Here is an 18,825-nt window from a genome sequence, read left to right on the forward strand (position 1 = left end):
GGATATGGAAAATCCGCAGACTCATTTGTCTGAAATGGAAACAGATGCAATTGGTGAAATTCAAAATATCAGTATGGGTTCGGCAGCAACGGCAATGTCAACCTTGCTGGATCGAAAAGTGGATATAACCACGCCAAAAGTGTCGGTAAAGCCTTTAAAAGAAATTGACTATACGTCTTTAGAACCCGCAATGCTTGTAAAAATCACTTATATTGAGGGAATTACCGGATGTAGTGTTATGGTGTTCCGTCAGCGGGATATGCAGCTACTTTTAAACCAATTAATGGGAAATACAGACCTTCCTCAGCCGGATTTTGAGTTTGATGAACTTTCTATCAGCGCAGCATGCGAGGTTATGAACCAAATGATGGGCGCATCCGCAACGGCATTATCTGAGTTTTTAGGAAAGAGCATTAACATTTCTACCCCCGAAGCGCATGTAATAGAAAATGACTATACATTCAGAGATGCTATGGAAGTAGACAATGATGATGATGAAATTGTATCCATTCGTTTTCAACTTACGATTGACGAAATCATGGACAGCGAGTTTATAAATGTGATGTCGATAAGTTTAGCCAAAAGCTTGGTAAGCCAGTTTGTTGGCTCAAGCAAAGAGGAGCCGGAGGTGCAGCAACCGCAGCCCTCTCAACAGCAACAGCAGGTTCCGCAGCCGCAGGTGCCCCCGCAACAGCAAATGCATCCTGCACAGCAGCAACAATATGCCCCACAGCCGGGGCAAGGCTATTATCCCGAAAACCCATATTATCCTCAGCCACCAATGTACGGCGGTTATCCGCCGATGGGCTATCCTATGTACCCCAATAATCCGGTACCGCCTGCAATGGCCTCAAATGCAGCAGCTGAAAAACCGCCGGTTAATGTGCAGAACCTTCAGGTACCACATTTTTCTGCGCAAAATCCGGTTTTAGCAGCTCCTATTCCCGGCGGAAATATGGATTTAATTATGAATGTGCCGTTGGGTGTTTCTGTAGAAATAGGCAAAACCAAACGCAAAGTAAAAGACATTTTAGAATTTACCCAAGGTACGGTTATCGAGTTGGAAAAACAAGCGGGTGCACCTGTTGACATTATTGTAAATGGACAGTTGATTGCACGCGGCGATGTGGTCGTCATCGAGGATAACTTTGGCGTACGGATTACAGAGATATTAAACACCAAAGAAATTATTGGTGGTAATGAACAAAACTGACAAATATTAGGTATAACAGAGGAGTAAAAATTATGTCTAAGAAAATAATGATTGTTGATGATGCTGCGTTCATGAGAATGATGATTAAAGACACACTTTCTAAAAATGGTTTTGACAGCTTTGCAGAAGCTGCTGACGGGCAGATTGCTGTGGAAATATACGAAAGAGAAAACCCCGACCTTATTATTATGGATATTACAATGCCGAACATGAATGGGATTCAAGCTTTGCAGGCAATTAAAGCAATTAACAATGATGCAAAAGTCATCATGTGCTCTGCAATGGGGCAAGAGTCTATGGTGGTAGAGGCAATTCGTTTGGGCGCACTCGATTTTATTGTCAAACCGTTTAAAGCAGATCGTATTTTGCAAACGGTAAACAAGGTACTGGCGTAAGCAAAGTACCGCACAGGAGGTTTACAGCATGCCGCAGGTTTTATTTTCGCTGGTAATGCTCATTTTGATTTTAACTCTGGCGTATTATACGACAAAATGGATTGGAAAAAGATGTTCTATACAAAACGGATCCAAAATCATTCAGGTTTTGGATAAGGTTGTTGTTGGACAAGACAAAATGCTGATGATTATCCGTGTCCAGAATCAAACTATGCTGGTAGGGATGACCTCACACAGTGTGCAAAAGCTTTGCGATATTGAAAACATCGATGAGCTGTTAATTCAATCAAAGGCATCAGAAACCGATTTTTCCTCGATTCTCAGTACGGCACTGCGGGATGGTTTGGGTGCAAAACTGATGAGGAAAAAGAAAAAGGAGGATGATGCACAATGAACTCCAAAAAAGCATACCGTGCAGAGCTAAAAAAACACCTCCTGTTTTTTGCAATATCCCTGCTTATGGTGGTGGTATTGTCCGCTTTTCTGTGCACCGTTACATATGCAGCCCCCGGTATCTCAATTGATTTGAATGCCGGCGAGGATTCAGGCGGTACGCTGGGTGCTATCGAACTGTTGTTTTTAATGGCAATTCTTGCTTTGGCGCCGTCTATTTTGATTATGATGACCAGCTTTACCAGAATCGTAATCGTGCTATCTTTTTTGAGAAATGCTTTGGGCACACAGCAGTCACCTCCCAATCAGGTGTTGGTGGGGCTTGCGCTGTTTCTTACTTTATTTATTATGAATCCGGTTATTACCGAAATCAACAAAACCGCATATATCCCTTATAAAGAGGGCGTTATTACGCAAGAAGTTGCTGCGCAAAGAGCCGTAAAACCGCTTAAGGTGTTTATGCTGAAGCAAACGCAGAAAAAAGACCTCAATATGTTCCTGTCTATCTCCAAAAGCCCTGTACCTCAACTGAAAGAGGGGCAAAGCATCGAAGCTTTTACAGACCTCGGTCTTGAAGTAATTGTTCCCTCTTTTATTACGAGTGAACTAAAACGTGCATTTACGATGGGCTTTTTGCTGTTTATTCCATTTCTCATCATTGATATGGTGGTAGCAAGCACGTTGATGTCTATGGGTATGGTTATGCTGCCGCCCGCAATGATTGCGCTTCCGTTTAAGATTATGATGTTTGTGCTGGTAGATGGATGGGGAATGCTGATGGGAACTCTTGTGCAAAGCTTCCGTTAGCAAGGTGGTATTTATGACAGATAAAATTTACGGAGAGGGTTGGTACTTGTGACACAGGGCGCCGCACTGGATATTCTTAAGGAAGCGCTGCTGATTGCCTTTAAGCTTGCAGGTCCAATGCTTGCTGTCAGCATCATTGTGGGTTTGGTCATTGCTATCTTTCAGGCGGCAACACAAATTCACGAACAAACCCTTACTTTTGTACCCAAAGTTATCGTTATATCACTTATTCTTTTGTTTTTGGGTTCATGGATGATTACGATGCTGTCTGAGTTTATGCAAAGGCTGTTCTCGATTATGGCGGGGTTGTAAAGAATATGTGGAATGAGCTGTTTGCTTATCTGGATGTTTTTATGCTGGTGTTTGTCCGGATGAGCGGTATGATTTTATTTAACCCGCTATTTAACCGTCGTAGTGTTCCAGCGCAGATTCGTATGGGGTTAATCTTAGCATTAACGATTTTAATTACGCCCACCGTTGACGGAGCCCCCATTGCTGCAATGCGAGAATTAGAAATGATACTGGCAATGTTTAAGGAGCTTTTTCTCGGCTTTGTGTGTGGGTTTGTATTTCAGATATTTTATTATATGCTGTTTTTTGCAGGGGACTTTATGGACATGCAGTTTGGGCTTTCGATGTCAAAAGTGTTCGACCCCTCGTCCAACATACAAATGTCTGTTTCAGGCAATCTTATGAACTTGCTTTTTATGTTTTACATCTTTGCAACAGACAGCCACTTGATTCTGATAAAGATTTTCGCCACTTCTTACCAGATTGTTCCCGTAGGTGCGGAAGGTTTAACCACAGCGGTTGGTGAACAGATTATCAACTTGTTTATTGCAATATTTGTATTGGGGTTAAAGCTGGCACTGCCCTTTGTGGTTGCAGAATTTACATTAGAGGTTGCAATGGGTATCTTGATGAGAATTATCCCTCAGATACATATTTTTGTGATCAATATACAGGCAAAATTATTTGTGGGCATTATTTTGCTGTTCTTATTTGCCCATCCGGTAGGTTCTTTTATGGATAAATATGTGTTGCTTATGCTGGAGAATATGCAGCGCATATTGTTTGCCTCAGTAGCGTAATTCGAAGAAACGGTGTACAAAAAGGGGGAATTTGATTGGCTGGCGAAAAGACCGAGAAGGCGACCCCCAAACGAAAGCAGGACGAACGAAAAAAAGGTAATATTTTTCAGAGCCACGATGTTGTCGTCGTTTTTTCGGTCATCATTATGTTTTATTCCATCAAATGGATGTCCCCTCACATTACCAATTATCTCAGTAAATGCATACGAGACTTTTTTGCACTGGCGGGTAATATGAAGACGATTACCGTAATGGATACAAAAAAACTATTAACCGACGGGCTTTCCATTTTTATGCTCTCAGCCATGCCGTTACTGCTAATCAGCAGTCTGGTGGCAGTTGTGTTAACAGGTATGCAAACAAAAATGCTTTTTTCCGGCGAAGCAATGCGCTTTAAAGCCAGCCGAATCAGCCCTTTACAAGGTTTTAAACGGATGTTTTCGATGCGTTCGGTAGTAGAGGTCATAAAGGCGATTCTTAAAATCTGTGTTTTGGGATGGATTATATACAATAATTTTTTAAAACGATTGGTGGGGTTTCCCAGGCTGCTGGATATGTCCGTGCAGGAAGCTGTGGTGTTTGCAGGTGAAGGCATTATGTCCTTGGTATCCACCACCGCCATGGTGTTTGTGTTGATTGCAGGTTTCGACTATTTCTACCAATGGTGGGATTACGAGAAGAACCTGCGTATGAGCAAGCAGGAGATTAAAGAAGAATATAAACAAACAGAGGGCGACCCTCAAATTAAAGGAAAGATTAAAGAAAAGCAGCAGCAAATGGCGCAAATGCGTATGATGCAAAACGTACCAAATGCCGACGTCGTTATCAGAAACCCTACCCATTTCGCGGTTGCAATTCAATACGATCCCGAAAAAAATCGAGCTCCGGTCGTAATTGCCAAAGGGGCAGACCGCATAGCATTTAAAATCATCGAGATAGCAGAAGAACATAATGTTGTTATTACAGAAAACCGGCCGCTCGCAAGAGGTTTGTACGAAGCGGTTGAACTTAACAGAGAAATTCCCGATGAGTTTTATCAGGCGGTGGCGGGTGTGCTTGCGTTTGTATACAGCCTGAAGAAAAAGGATTTGAAATAGTTGAAGAAGTATAATTTTATCGTAGCAGTTTTTGTCGTGATGATCATCTTCTTAATTATCGTACCGCTTCCGCCTTTTTGGCTGGATTTGATGTTCATCTTAAACCTGACTCTTTCATTTGTAATTTTAATCACCAGCATGTACATACGGGAATCTCTTGAGTTTTCTATTTTCCCGTCCATACTTTTGATTACAACTTTGTTTCGATTGTCATTAAATATTTCGTCCACGAGATTGATTTTGCTTAAAAACGGCAATGCGGGCATGGTTGTAAAAACATTTGGAGAATTCGTCATCCAAGGCAATGCCGTGGTAGGCTTTATTATATTCCTGATTATTGTTTTGGTTCAGTTTATCGTCATTACCAAAGGTTCTGAACGTGTGGCTGAAGTTGCAGCCCGCTTTACATTGGATGCTATGCCCGGTAAACAGATGGCAATTGACGCGGACTTGAACTCTGGATTGATTGACGAACAGCAGGCAAGAGAACGCCGTTTAAAAATCCAGCGTGAGGCTGACTTTTTCGGCTCGATGGATGGTGCTTCCAAGTTTGTAAAAGGCGATGCCATCATGTCCATCATCGTCACGTTCGTTAACCTTATCGGCGGTGTGATTATGGGGTTCATCAACCAAGTGGGTAGTTTTAGAGAGATTATGCAAATTTACACCACCGCAACAGTAGGCGACGGACTGATATCGCAGTTGCCAGCCCTGCTTATTTCGGTTGCCACCGGTATGATTGTTACCCGTTCCGCATCAGAAAACAACCTAAACGAAGAGGTTGCAAAGCAGTTTTTATCACAGCCTAAGGTTCTTATCATGTCAGGCATTACTATAGGTGCTTTATGCTTGATACCCGGCTTCCCTAAGCTACAAATCATTACTGTTTCCGTTGGTATGGTTATCCTTGGTGTAATTCTAAATCGCAAGGGCAGCCCTGTGGTGCAAGCAGAAGAAGGCTTGTTGCCCGAAACTGAGGTTACCAGCGAGGCATCATACTATAAAAATATCGATAACGTATACGGTCTGCTTGCGATAGAACAAGTTGAAATGGAATTTGGATACAGTTTGATTCCGTTGGTGGACGAAAGCAATGGCGGCAGTTTTATTGACCGTGTGGTTATGTTTCGTAAGCAGCTTGCACTCGAAATGGGTATGGTTATTCCGTCTGTTCGGCTTAAAGACAGCGGACAGCTTAACCCAAACCAATATTGTATTAAGTTTAAGGGCGAAGAAGTTGCCCGCGGTGACATTTTGGTCGACCATTACCTTGCTCTTTCTCCGGGTGAAATTGCCGAGGAAATTGAAGGTATCGACACAATTGAGCCTGCATTCAATATTCCGGCAAAGTGGATCAGCAACGATAAAAAAATTAAGGCAGAGCTTGCTGGCTATACCTTGATTGACCCAACTTCAGTTATTATCACCCATCTGTCTGAGGTCATCAAAGCACATCTGCATGAATTGCTCAATAGGCAGGAGGTTAACAACCTGCTTGCGAACCTGCGCAAAACAAACGAGACCATTGTAAACGATACGATTCCCGACATCATTACGGTGGGGAATTTGCAAAAGGTTCTTGCCAACCTGCTTCGTGAAGGCGTGCCGATTCGTGATATGGAAACCATTGTAGAAATTTTGAGCGATTACGGTGCTCAAATCAAAGACACAGATATGCTTACCGAATATGTACGGCAATCGCTCAAGCGTGCAATTTCTCATAAGTTCTCTGAGGCAGGTCAAATGAAAGTAATCAGTTTGGATGCCAAAATAGAAAATATGATTATGGGTGCGGTTAAAAAAATGGACAGCGGCTCCTATCTTGCGCTTGACCCGCAGACAATTCAAAACATTGTATCTGCAACTACTACCGAAATCAATAAAATCAAAGATTTGGTTCAAATACCTACAGTGCTCACTTCACCCATTGTTCGTATTTACTTTAAAAAGCTGATTGATCAGTTTTATCCCAACATTGTGGTGCTGTCGTTCAGTGAAATTGACAACAACATACAAATACAGGCATTGGGAAATATCAGCTTAGCATGACAGCAAAGGAGGTGAGACCCCTATGATTGAAAATCAATATAAACTGGATGATCCTGTTGAAGTAATGAAAAAGTATCATGAAACGGGAAGTGTAGAGATTCGCAACCAACTTATACTTCACTACAGCTATATTGCACGTTCCGCTGCAATGCAAATGAGGGGAATCGCCTCCAATTTTGCGCAAGTTGAAGATATTGTAAATGAAGGTGTGCTTACTCTTATAGACTGTATTGAAAAGTTTGATATCGAGAAAGGCGTTAAATTTGAAACTTACGCCTATATGAGAATACGTGGCTCGGTTATTGATTTTGTTCGTAAGCAGGATTGGCTCCCACGCAGGGTGCGAAAAACAGCGAAAGATATTGATAGGGCATACGATGAGCTTTCTAATAAATATATGCGAGAACCCAAATCAAGTGAAATTGCTGAGTACCTGCAAATATCAGAAGAAGCACTCAGCAAGCATTACAGTGAAATATCAAACTCTGTTTTGCTTTCGTTCGAGGGTGTTGTTCAAAACACTTTGCAAACAGGTTTTGCCGATGAAGGCGGAACAGCAGGGGAGGATTCTCAACCCGAAAATCACATCTTTCATCAAGAGTTAAAAGATACGCTTGAAAATTCAATCAGTGAGCTTACGGAAAAAGAACAAACTGTTCTTTCACTTTACTATTACGAAAGCCTCAAATATTCCGACATTGCAAAAGTACTTGAGGTCAGCGAATCCAGAGTATGCCAAATACATACAAAAGCAATTTTAAAATTAAAGGGAAAAATGGAACACTATGTGAAAGGTTGATTAAAATGCTGAACGGTTTTTTTACAGCGGCATCCGGTATGTTTATGCAGCAGCGTACATTGAATGTACTGTCAAATAACATTGCAAATGCAAAAACTCCCGGCTTTCGCAGCAAACGAGTTGTGAGCACCACTTTTGAGCAAGCTTTGCTTATGAGGCAAGAAGGAAACAATTCTGTGCAAATCGGCGCAGGAGCACCGATTCGTATTGTCGATTCAGTTCCCACACAGTTTGACCCATCATTTCTGCAAGAAACTGGCAGACCGTTTGATATGGCAATTGAGGGCGATGGATTTTTTACGATACAAGGTGGAGAGCAACAATATCTAACACGCAACGGCAACTTTGATATCGACGAAGAGGGATATCTTGTGTTGCGTGGCCAGGGAAGAGTGCTGGGTGAAGATGGAGCTATTCAGCTAAATACATCTTCTTTTTCAGTGGATGAAGACGGTACGGTTTATGATGCAGATGGCAGAAGGATTGACCGATTGCTGGTAGTGCAGCCCGAGGATTACAACGCATTGCAAAGTTATGAGAACGGGATGTACGGTTTAGATGGAGCTCAAATGGAGAACATGCAAGCAGGCAATGTTCGAGTGGCACAGGGTGTTCTTGAACAATCCAACATAGATATGAACCGCGAAATGTCAATGGCAATGGAGGTTCAGCGTACCTTCCAATCTTGCAGTAAAGCACTCACCACAATTGACCAGCTGAACCAAAAAACCGTAAACGAGTTGGGTAGATTATAAAAAAGGATGGATGAACAATGAATACGGCATTTTATACCGCTGTTTCGGGAATGACAACCTTTCAAAAAGATATGGACCTGGTATCAAATAACATGGCAAATATCAACACCGTAGGTTACAAGCCGCAAAAATCATCTTTCAGCGACCTTTTGTATACTCAGATGAATACACGTGCAAACGGCAACTTTATGACCGGTCACGGCGTTAAAATAGAAAACGTCGATATGCTGTTTAAGCAAGGTATGCTCAACCGTACCGAGTACGGGTTAGATTTTGCACTGGTTGGCGAGGGCTTTTTCTGTGTTGACCGAGGCGGAGAAAATTTAGAATACACCCGTAACGGTTCATTTTCTGTAGGTATGGATCGCAAGCGTGCGTACCTTGTTACTTCTGATGGCGGTTATGTGCTTGATGACCGCGGAAGAAGAATTGAACTTAATATGAAAGATAACAGCAATGTGGCAGATATTGATGGTATTGAGGAACGAATCGGGATTTACACCTTCTCAAACCCCTATGGACTCAAACCAATCGGAAATACGAGCCTTTCGCCGACAGAACTTTCGGGCGAAGCAAAAGCTGTCCGCAGAGACCGTGATGAAAGTGAAATAGAGCTTATTTCGGGTGCTCTCGAGCTATCTGATGTAGATATGTCTGCTGAAATGGTAAATGTGCTTCAAACACAACGTGCTTTTCAGCTGAATGCAAAAATTGTTCAAACTGCCGACCAAATTGAAGAGATGGTTAACAACCTTAGATAATTTAAAAGAGGTGGAGAAATGCAGGAAAACATTTACAAGAACCTAGGCGCGGCGCAAATCGATGTGCTTGCCGAAATTGGCAACATTGGCTCAGGCAATGCAGCAACCGCACTTTCTACGATGTTGAACACCAGTATCAGCATCCAAACTCCCACCGTTAAAATTATGGATATCAACAAGGCGGCGGATATGTTGGGCGGACCAGAAAATGTTGTGGTTGGTATCCTTTCGGTTATGCAAGGCGATGTAGAAGGAATGATGCTGTTTTTGCTGGAAAGTGAGTTTGCTTGCAAAACGTTGAATGTTCTTTTGGGCTCGGACTATAAGGATTTTAACAGCATTGATGAAATGGGGCAATCTGCACTGATTGAGATTGCTAATATTATGGCTTATTCCTATGCAAATGCACTTGCTGCGCTTACCGACTTTTTTATTTCGCTCACTGTGCCCTCCATGTGTTACGATATGCTAGGGGCGGTCCTAAGCGAACCAAGCATTGTATTTGCAGAAGTCGGCGACCAGCTGATGTTTATTAAAGGCGATATGAATGTGGCAGGCGAGAATATGAAAAGCCACATGCTGATGATACCCGAAGCAAAATCGCTGCAAAAAATTATGGAAAAGTTGGGCGTACAAGGATGAGCAAAATAGTGACAGTTGGTATATCAGACATTAACCTTGTTTCTGCACCGGATGTTTTAGTCACTTATGCACTGGGTTCTTGTGTTGGAATTTGCCTCCTTGATCCATTGAGCCGTTTGGGAGGACTTGCCCATATTATGTTGCCTTCAAGTAAACAGCTGCCTAACATTCCGCCTTCCAATAAATTTGCTGATACGGCAATTCTTAATCTTGTAAAGCAAATGGAATCATTGGGAGCCCGAAAGGCCCGATTAAAAGCTAAAATTGCGGGCGGCGCTTGTATGTTTAACTGCGTAAATAACACAGCCATTTCCAATATCGGAAAAAGAAATGTAGCTGAGGTAAAAAATATTCTGGCAACGCTTGGAATACCTATATTAGCGGAAGATACAGGAAGTGATTATGGGAGAACCTTGTATTTCTACCCAGAAAATGGTACAATGAAGATAAAATCGGCGTTAAAAGGCGAAAGCTTTTATTGAGATTGCATTGTTTATATAGCAAAAGTGTGTGGTACAAGTAATATACAAACTCAACATTATAAAAAATGGTTTGGGGGAATATGACATGAGTAATAAGGGTATCGATAAAGAAGACATCTTGGGAATTGAACAGGAGTCCATGTCCGTTGCGAATGCCGTACCACAACAGAAGCCTGAAGGGTCTCAAAGTTTTCTTTATAGTCTTTTTAACCGATTTAGTTCAAAGCAAGAGAACAAACAAAATGCAACTGAAACAAAAGAGGACAAACTCAATTCCCAAACTATATCCGAAGAAACCTTAAATGCAAACAATTTCAGTACAAATGCACCTGCTGAGGCAGATTCTGAATCGCACACAGTAGGTGCATCATCTGATAATGTTGTAGATTTGCAGGAGCAATCGGCTACATTAACCGATGATGATGCTTTAGCGACTGCTGTGACAGAAAATTCAGACGAACCTATCCCTGAGCCAATTGATGCTGAAGTTGAAATTATGCTGGATAATGGTAAGATGTCAGCTACCATATGTGTTGCATCACCAAAAGATGGCGGTGAGGAAATTTCTAAAGAAATGCTGAACGCTGCGCTTGAAAATAGCGGCATTGTTTATGGCATTAATGAAAATCGGCTCAACGAGATTGTAGAAAACAAACTTTACGATAAATTATATCGTATTGCGGAAGGCACCCCCCCTCAAGACGGGGCAGATGGTGATATTATAGATTACTTCCCCAGAACACGTGAGTTGAATTTTAAAACTCGTGATGATGGTTCAATTGATTTTAAGAGTTTAAACTTAATTAACAATGTAAAAAAAGATGTTCTGATTTGTGAGGCAACGCTACCCACAGAACCTGTCGATGGAACCGATGTACAAGGCAATCCGATACCCGGTAGAAAAGGAAAGCCCGCAACGATTCCACGCGGAGAGAATACGGTTCTATCTGAAGATAAACAAAAACTATACACAGGCTGCGAAGGCAATCTGGTGTTTTTAGGTGGACGTTTTAGCGTTCAGAAAGTATTTGAAGTAAAAGGTAATGTAGACAACTCTATTGGAAATATTGATTTTTCAGGGGATGTAATCGTCCGAGGGGATGTATACGAGGGCTTTACCATTAAATCTCAGGGTAATGTTACAATTATTGGGATGGTTGAAGGCGCCTCTATTTATGCGCAGGGCAGTATCAACATTTCAAAAGGGATGAACGGTATGCGCAAAGGGGTGTTGGAATCTCAAAAATCCATCACCAGTAAATTTCTCGAGAACTGCATTATTAAAGCAAAAGAAAGCATACAGGCCGAGTCTATCATAAACTCTACCGTATTCTGCGAGGATGAGCTGGTTGTTTCGGGCAGAAAAGGTGCGATGATAGGCGGTTCGTTTACAGTATATAAACAAATCAAAGCAAAGGTTGTTGGTGCACCCAGTAATATTCCAACAATTATTATGCTTGGGGTTACCCCTGAATTAATTAAAGAAAAAAATGAACTGACCAAACAAATAAATGAGTTAAAAGAGCTGGATTCAGGAATTGAAAAAAATATAATTTATCTTGAAAAAATTGCAGAAATTGCCCCACTGAAAGCCGAGCGGAGAACGCAGCTTAATCAGTTTAAGATTCAACGACCTTTAAATCAAATGAAACAGGCACAGCTTGAAAAACGTTTACAAGAAATCAATGAAATTGTAGACAATGTAGGTAAAAGCAGATTGACGAGCAATACCGTCTATCCCGGTACACAAATAACTATTGGCCACATAACAACAATTGTACAAAATACAACATCAAATTGCTCGTTTTATCTTGTTGACGGAGAAATTAAAACTAGTTATTAAGTAACCGTCAAACCACGCCCACCTATTAAAGCAGGGCACGGCATGTCATAATGTGATAAATCACAGGCTGCTGTTTCAGATTTGCTGCATGGTCGGATAAAATACCGCAAAGTTGCAAGCTGAATTATTGGCAATATTTTAAAGCCACCCAAGTTTTAAAGCTTGGGTGGCTTTGTCTATGCAGTGATTATTTGACGGTTACCAATAAACTAAGAAAGTTGGATGAAACTTTATTGGTCTAATAAAATCAAAAAAACGTATAATAATTAAGCTTCCTCTTTATTTTTCAGCTTGTTAGGCAATTTTTAATCATTGTTAACATTTCTAATAGCGAATTTATTGCCCTCCTCTCTGGCAAGCTTACCCTTGGCTTAAAGGGGCTGCATACCGAGGCAGAAGCGGTTAAATGATATATATAATAAGTTTTTTAGCTAATCAACAAGCAGGTTGTAAAATTTGCTATTACGTTAATTACACCACTTTTTTAACACTGAACGTTTGGCTGAGCAGTGCCCAGTTCTGCGCAAACGGACGCATCAGATTCCAGTATCCTCCTCCGCGAAGTCCAAACTCGGTAATCAAGTTAAATTTCCCTTGAATGCTGCGTACATCCTCAAACCAAACAATATGCTTTCTTCCGTTTTGAGCCCAATATTCAAAAAATGGCGACTGAGCAGTTTGGTCAAATTGGATGGTCACTCCGTTTTCTGCAGCTATTCGAATAGCATAATCATTACCGATTGTAGTTGCTTGAGTAATGCCTCGTTCATAGGGGAGCATCCAGTTATACCCATAGTTCGGAATACCCAGCATAATTTTTTCTTTTGGAATTTGGGTTACTGCATAGGATACTACTTGGCGAACGTTTGGCAGAGGTGCAACCGCCATAGGCGGTCCGTAGGTGTAACCCCATTCGTATGTCATCAACAGCACGGTATCTGCAATTGCTCCAATCGCGGCGTAATTGTGTGCCTCGTACAACAGTCCAGCTTGCTCTGAAGATGTTTTGGGAGCCAAATCTACATTCACACGAAAACCATTTTCATGCATCTGTCTGGTCGCGTTTTCTAAAAAACGAAGGAATGATTCGCTGTCCTCCTGTCTGACGTATTCAAAATCAATATCCAATCCGAGATACCCCTTTTGCTTCATCACGTCAAGAAGATGGTTTATGACTGTATTTTGCAACTGAATGTCATTGAACAGTAAACTTGCACGTTCACCGCTAAAAGTACCCTCCTCGGTGATGGAAGACAAAAGCAGGATTGGCGCAGCACTATATTGATAAGCGAGGTTGATCAGCTCTTGATCGTTTACTGGAATCAAATCTCCATTTACGGTAAAACCATAGCCGAAAATTGTAAAATCAGTTAGAAAGGGCAGTGCATGTTGCAAAATGTTCCGATTGATAAAAGGGTATGCGTATCCGTTGATGGAGACTTCACGTTGCGGTTCGCCTCGAAAGTTAATTGTAATTTGCTCCCCAACCCAAAGCTGACGGTTTCGAATGAGGTTTGGGTTTCTTTGAAGCAATATAATAGGTGTTATTCCATACAGGTTTGCAATGGAATACAGCGTTTCTCCTGGCTGCACAGTATGTATCGTTGCGGGTTCTAGAATAATCAGTGCCTGCCCAACTACCAGGTAAGGCAATCCGTACAATCCATTATCCATGATAATACGCTGCTGTGAAACACCATAACGGTTAGCAATGCTCAAAAGGGTATCTCCGGGCTGCACAACATGAATAGTCATATAATCGACTCCATTCCCCATTCATCTTTTCGATAAACAAAATTAGTAGCAATGTCAACATAGCATTTTTTACATATGCACTTTTATTCATAATATGCAAGATTCGAAATATAAATACTTGAAGCTGCTGCACATTACATTTTACGGCTAATTTCATACAATTATTAGATTATTCATTATAAAAAGCATAACAACTGCAACAAAATGTATGTTTAAAACGTGATGCATAGCTCCTTTCAATTATCTGTTTGCGGTAGGTTTCGAATTTATTGTTACTTAAAAAAATAAACCGCCCAGATAAGCTGTTTTCAGCTATCTAGGCGGTTTACTGTGTTTTAGTATAAAAGCGGTGCAGTAAAAACTTATTACTGCCTTTTTAGTAAACTTGTTATTGTGTTACGAGCCTTATTCTTCACTATCCGGTTCGCTTTCTGTCTCTGATTCTACAATTACTTTTTTAAGCTCAGCAACAGTTAAAACTACAGTATCTTCTGGTATTGTAATACGAATATTTTCGTTTTTAGCAATATCCAAATCTTCAACCTTAATAGTAGTTCCGGCATTCATCCCATCAAGATCGATAACAACTTCTGGAATAAAGTGCTTTGGCAGTGCATTATAGGGGATTTCTTCAATATGTTGCTGTGTGAGATTTTGATTTTTATCTCGGTTTGCCAAAACAACCTTTATTACGCTGTTAACGGGCTCATCGGCAACAAGATGCTGGAACTCTATCTGTTCAACCTGTTGGCTTACAGATTCACGTGTAATCTCTTTGAAAAGCACATTATATTTTTTGTCCTCAACTTCGATGGTGAGGGTGTTCCCCTTTGATGCCTTGCTGAGAAAGCGATTGATATCGGCTAGAGGAACCTGAAGCATAATAGGCTCTTTTAAATTGCGCCCATAAATCGTTGCCGGAATCATTCCATTGCGTCTTAATTTTTTTGCTTTTATACTTTTGTCTCTGAGTTCAGCTTTTAAATTATAAATAATAATTCCTCCTAAATTTATATTTTTTTTAAACATTCAACATGTAAAAATGTTGTTATTACTATATAAGTATAGCACAAATAAAAATATAAGCAAATGTAGTGGCTTGCAATATGATATTGTTAGTTTATTAGGTAACAATGATTTGTAGATAAGTTTGAAAATACACTCGTTCGTATTCATTGCTCCTTATAAAAAACAAAACCGCTTTAAATTGCCACAAACGGCTTATCTAAGCGATTCTTATCGTTCCAATTAAATTAATAATTGATACCACAAACATGCACAAAGGAAAGCAAATAGCCTCCCTTTGTGCATGACGGTACAAGCGAAATATCGTATAACTTTCACGTACCTTATATCATTTCAATCCACAGCATAAAGCTGACATGCTCATATTAGCATAAATCAATTACTAATTTTGTCAAAATATCTATTTTTTAATTATTTTAATATAAGGTAAATGAATAAATAGGATGATGTTATAGCGAGGTGATAGTAATTGATGATTCGTGCACGACCATAATTTAAAGAAAAGACCAATCTCCTGACTTTCTGCAGGAGATTGGTCTTTTTTATGTGGAGTACTATAGTAAAACATAGGCTCAAAAGCTAAAGTATGGCAATACTTAAAAACTGTTAATGATTTGTAATAGCATTTTTATGGATTAATCATTTTTTTACAGGCAGAATTTGAAACTGTGATTGCTTCTTTAGCGCGTTCCTTACTGTTTGCTACAGCGGTGGTGTACAACTTCAGCTTTGGTTCGGTTCCAGAGGGGCGAATTACTACTTGGCATCCATCTTCAAGGCTCATCGCAATCACATTGCTTTTGGGCAATCCGGTATTATCGTGCAAATAATCTACCATTGTAACAATACCTTTACCCGCAAAGCTGCTGGGGTGATTTTCTCTGAGGCCGTCCAACACTTTTTGCATACTGCTCATTCCTTTGGGACCGTTAAACGTAAAAGTGAGCAAATCACTTTGGTAGTACCCGTATTTTTGGTACAAGTCTTCTAATACCTCTAGCAAGTTCTTACCTTGTTGTTTATAGTAAGCACCCATTTCGCATATCAGCATGGCGGCATTTATAGCATCTTTGTCGCGTACAAAACTGCCCGAGAGATATCCATAGCTTTCTTCAAAGCCAAAAATAAACCGTTCTGCTTCACCCGTTTTATCAAGTAGTCCAATTTGCTCGCCTATAAACTTAAAACCGGTTAATACGTTACGCAGTTCTACACCATACTCTGCTGCCACAGCGGCTGCCATTTCGGTTGTGACAATGGTCTTTACTGCAATTGGTTTTTGCGGCATAGTATGGGTGGTTTTTCGCAGTTTACATATAAAATCGAATAACATTACACCCATATCGTTGCCGTTAATTAAACGGATACCATGGGCAGTAGGCACACCTACACCCACACGATCACAATCCGGGTCGGTAGCAAGAAAAAAATCGGCATCTGTTTTCATTGCTAAATCAGCAGCAAGCTTCATCGCTTCTTGGATTTCTGGGTTAGGATATGGACAGGTGAGAAATCGCCCGTCTGGGTTTTGCTGTTCAGGCACAACGGTTACTTGTACATTGCCAATCTCTTTTAAGATGTGCTGAACAGGCTTGTTGCCGGTACCGTTAAGCGGGCTGTATACAACATGTAAAGGCACCTGCGGGCGATGCAAGCTGGCTGTAAGCACGGCGCTGTAATATGCGCTTATTGTCTCATCATTTATAAAGCTGATGTTGCCGTTTACGCACATTGCGTCGAAGCTAGGCAATAACTCAAAATCGTTCTCTTTTTCAATGCAGGCTAAAATCTTTTGCGCTGCTTGCAGTGTAATTTGGCAGCCATCTTCGCCATAAACCTTATATCCATTGTACTGGGCAGGGTTATGGCTTGCAGTAATAACAATGCCGCCGCTGCACGAAAGATGCCGTACAGCAAACGATAGCATAGGGGTAGGCATCAGTTCACGGTAAAGGTACACCTTTACACCCGCTTGCGCAAGCGTTGCGGCAGCAACTTTTGCAAAATCTTCTGATTTTACACGGCTATCGTACGCTATGGCACAACTAGGCGAGCCGAACTCGGCGTTTAAATAAGAGGCAAGCCCGCGTGTTGCTTTTGCAACTGTAAAAATGTTCATACGGTTGGTGCCTGCACCTAGTAAACCACGTAAACCGCCTGTACCAAATTCTAAGTTGCGGTAAAAGCGGTCCTCCAGTTCGGTTTCATCAGTACATTCACATAGTTCGGCTACCAATTCATCGGGCAGGTCGGCAGTTTGCCAAACACGTAATTTATCTTTCCACATCATTAATTTCCTTTCTGGACAAGGTATGTCGTTTCGTTTATACAAGGCGTTTTATCGGTTAAAAGCGTATGCCATGCATCAATTGCGGTTGCTTTCGCAAACAGGCAGTTTGCGGCCAAATGTAATTACTCCTGTAAATGCCAAAACACCGGATAGTAAAAAGAGCATCGGTATACTTTTGGCACCGAAATGTGGTTCAACAACCGATTGAACTGCGGCAGCAATCAGAGAAGAAACCCAAGCCAGCAAACTGGATACCGCACTTGTTACGCCGAGATAGGTTGTTTTACCGGTAGGCGGGCTGCACTGATACTGCAAATTAATGCTAGCCATGCCGCTGCCGCCTGCGCAAGCCGCTGTTGCAGATAAGATAACCGGTGCTAAGATAGGTGCGGTTTCTTTGTTTACAAACGCCCAGCTTAAGGTGCACAAAGTACTGATGAGTGCAGTGCGGCGCAATAAAACATCCCATGAACTGCGGTCGGCAAATCTGCCCCACACCCAGGTACCCAACATACCTGCGAGATTTGATAATATTCCTGCTGATGTTATAAAACGGTGCGTTAAATACAGGTTACGCAGCATATGTACATATAAAAAAGCAGTTGCAAAACTACCGAATAAACCCATCCACATGGTATACATTATGATAGGGCGGTATTTTATATCGCGTATTGGTACAAGCAAAGCGGAAATACGCAATTTTTCTGCTTTGCAAACCGGCTGTTCACGAATACGGCACAATAAAATTGCGTCTATACAGGATAACACTATTGAAAAAACTCCTATTATCAAATACCCTTTATAAGGGTCACCGGCATTGGTGAAAGCGTCCAGCTGCCAGCCCATAATCAATGCTACAACGGCATTGGCACTGGCAGCAATCACATCTTTTTTAGCCAAAAACTTACCGCGGCCTTGTTGCGGTGCCAAATCCAGCTGAAACTGCTGTAATCCCGGAGTTACCAGCCCTGCAGCGAGGTATGCAAAAAAGTAAATGATAAGTATGAACATCAATTGGCTGCGTTTGCCGGTAAAAAGCAGCGGGGCAAATGCCGAAAAGCCGATAGATATGCGAAAGCCAAAGCATAAAACCCAAATTGCAAATTTTCGGTAATGCAGCCGCTCAAAAAGAAACGGGGCAACAAGCTGCATAACGCAGCCAAATTGAGGCATTGCACCTACAAGCGCGCAAAAAGATACGCTGGCACCCAGATAACTCAAATATCCGGCTAAAAAGTTGCCTCCTGCCAGTGCAATCAAAATACTTGCAAAAGAGTTTTCTACAATCAGGTTGTGCCTGCTTGCATACAACTGCTGACTGGTTGAAGGTGTAGATGGAAAGAAGATTTCGTGCAGTTTTTCCTTTAGTTTCATAAGTTCACCTGCCTGTGAGCACATTAAAAGGAGCCGCGGGGTCGTATCCTCGC

18 protein-coding genes are annotated in these 18,825 nt (G+C 41.4%); 14 read left to right on the forward strand and 4 right to left on the reverse strand.

Going from position 1 to position 18,825, the window contains the following annotated elements; all coding sequences use genetic code 11:
* Positions 1-4: 4 nt before the first annotated feature.
* The 14 genes from fliY to EDD70_RS06040 all read left to right on the forward strand — a co-directional run bounded on the left by fliY (position 5) and on the right by EDD70_RS06040 (position 12,327).
* Positions 5-1,213, forward strand: a complete 1,209-nt coding sequence (fliY, locus tag EDD70_RS05975; protein WP_092752009.1) for a flagellar motor switch phosphatase FliY — start codon at positions 5-7, stop codon at positions 1,211-1,213.
* A 32-nt stretch (positions 1,214-1,245) separates the two neighbouring features.
* Complete coding sequence (locus EDD70_RS05980) at positions 1,246-1,608, forward strand: response regulator (RefSeq protein WP_092752007.1); 363 nt, start codon at positions 1,246-1,248, stop codon at positions 1,606-1,608.
* Positions 1,609-1,636: 28 nt separating this feature from the next.
* Entirely contained in the window at positions 1,637-2,002 is a 366-nt protein-coding gene (locus tag EDD70_RS05985; RefSeq protein ID WP_092752005.1) for a FliO/MopB family protein, read from the forward strand.
* Entirely contained in the window at positions 1,999-2,808 is an 810-nt protein-coding gene (gene fliP, locus EDD70_RS05990; RefSeq protein WP_092752003.1) for a flagellar type III secretion system pore protein FliP, read from the forward strand. The genes EDD70_RS05985 and fliP overlap by 4 nt, the downstream gene beginning before the upstream one ends.
* A gap of 48 nt (positions 2,809-2,856) precedes the next feature.
* Positions 2,857-3,120, forward strand: a complete 264-nt coding sequence (gene fliQ / locus EDD70_RS05995; RefSeq protein ID WP_092754490.1) for a flagellar biosynthesis protein FliQ — start codon at positions 2,857-2,859, stop codon at positions 3,118-3,120.
* A 5-nt stretch (positions 3,121-3,125) separates the two neighbouring features.
* Positions 3,126-3,899 carry a flagellar biosynthetic protein FliR gene (fliR, locus tag EDD70_RS06000; RefSeq protein WP_092752001.1) on the forward strand — a complete coding sequence of 258 codons (774 nt, stop codon included), beginning with the start codon at positions 3,126-3,128 and terminating at the stop codon, positions 3,897-3,899.
* Positions 3,900-3,934: 35 nt separating this feature from the next.
* Positions 3,935-4,996 carry a flagellar biosynthesis protein FlhB gene (flhB, locus tag EDD70_RS06005; RefSeq protein WP_092751999.1) on the forward strand — a complete coding sequence of 354 codons (1,062 nt, stop codon included), beginning with the start codon at positions 3,935-3,937 and terminating at the stop codon, positions 4,994-4,996.
* A complete protein-coding gene (flhA, locus tag EDD70_RS06010; protein ID WP_092751997.1) occupies positions 4,997-7,045 on the forward strand; it encodes a flagellar biosynthesis protein FlhA in 2,049 nt (682 codons plus the stop codon).
* Between the two features lie 22 nt (positions 7,046-7,067).
* Positions 7,068-7,844 (forward strand): sigma-70 family RNA polymerase sigma factor, encoded by a 777-nt coding sequence (locus EDD70_RS06015; protein ID WP_092751995.1) that lies wholly within the window; start codon positions 7,068-7,070, stop codon positions 7,842-7,844.
* 5 nt (positions 7,845-7,849) lie between these two features.
* Complete coding sequence (locus EDD70_RS06020; RefSeq protein ID WP_162840796.1) at positions 7,850-8,599, forward strand: flagellar hook-basal body protein; 750 nt, start codon at positions 7,850-7,852, stop codon at positions 8,597-8,599.
* Between the two features lie 17 nt (positions 8,600-8,616).
* Positions 8,617-9,360 carry a flagellar hook-basal body protein gene (locus EDD70_RS06025; protein ID WP_092751990.1) on the forward strand — a complete coding sequence of 248 codons (744 nt, stop codon included), beginning with the start codon at positions 8,617-8,619 and terminating at the stop codon, positions 9,358-9,360.
* Between the two features lie 18 nt (positions 9,361-9,378).
* Positions 9,379-10,002, forward strand: coding sequence for a chemotaxis protein CheC (locus EDD70_RS06030; RefSeq protein WP_092751988.1), 624 nt, complete (start codon positions 9,379-9,381; stop codon positions 10,000-10,002).
* Positions 9,999-10,484: a chemotaxis protein CheD gene (locus EDD70_RS06035; protein ID WP_092751986.1), complete on the forward strand. Its 486-nt coding sequence runs from the start codon at positions 9,999-10,001 to the stop codon at positions 10,482-10,484. The genes EDD70_RS06030 and EDD70_RS06035 overlap by 4 nt, the downstream gene beginning before the upstream one ends.
* Positions 10,485-10,569: 85 nt before the next feature.
* Positions 10,570-12,327 carry a DUF342 domain-containing protein gene (locus EDD70_RS06040; protein ID WP_092751984.1) on the forward strand — a complete coding sequence of 586 codons (1,758 nt, stop codon included), beginning with the start codon at positions 10,570-10,572 and terminating at the stop codon, positions 12,325-12,327.
* A 471-nt stretch (positions 12,328-12,798) separates the two neighbouring features.
* Here EDD70_RS06040 and EDD70_RS06045 read toward each other — a convergent pair whose 3' ends face one another.
* The 4 genes from EDD70_RS06045 to EDD70_RS06060 all read right to left on the reverse strand — a co-directional run bounded on the left by EDD70_RS06045 (position 12,799) and on the right by EDD70_RS06060 (position 18,772).
* Positions 12,799-14,082 (reverse strand): glycoside hydrolase family 18 protein, encoded by a 1,284-nt coding sequence (locus EDD70_RS06045; protein ID WP_092751982.1) that lies wholly within the window; start codon positions 14,080-14,082, stop codon positions 12,799-12,801.
* A gap of 405 nt (positions 14,083-14,487) precedes the next feature.
* Positions 14,488-15,111, reverse strand: a complete 624-nt coding sequence (locus tag EDD70_RS06050; RefSeq protein WP_092751980.1) for a 50S ribosomal protein L25 — start codon at positions 15,109-15,111, stop codon at positions 14,488-14,490.
* Positions 15,112-15,736: 625 nt separating this feature from the next.
* Positions 15,737-17,398 (reverse strand): phospho-sugar mutase, encoded by a 1,662-nt coding sequence (locus EDD70_RS06055; protein ID WP_092751978.1) that lies wholly within the window; start codon positions 17,396-17,398, stop codon positions 15,737-15,739.
* A gap of 75 nt (positions 17,399-17,473) precedes the next feature.
* Complete coding sequence (locus EDD70_RS06060; protein WP_162840795.1) at positions 17,474-18,772, reverse strand: MFS transporter; 1,299 nt, start codon at positions 18,770-18,772, stop codon at positions 17,474-17,476.
* Positions 18,773-18,825 lie beyond the last annotated feature (53 nt).

The organism is Hydrogenoanaerobacterium saccharovorans (genome assembly GCF_003814745.1).
In the GTDB taxonomy this organism is placed as follows: Bacteria; Bacillota; Clostridia; order Oscillospirales; family Ruminococcaceae; genus Hydrogenoanaerobacterium; species Hydrogenoanaerobacterium saccharovorans.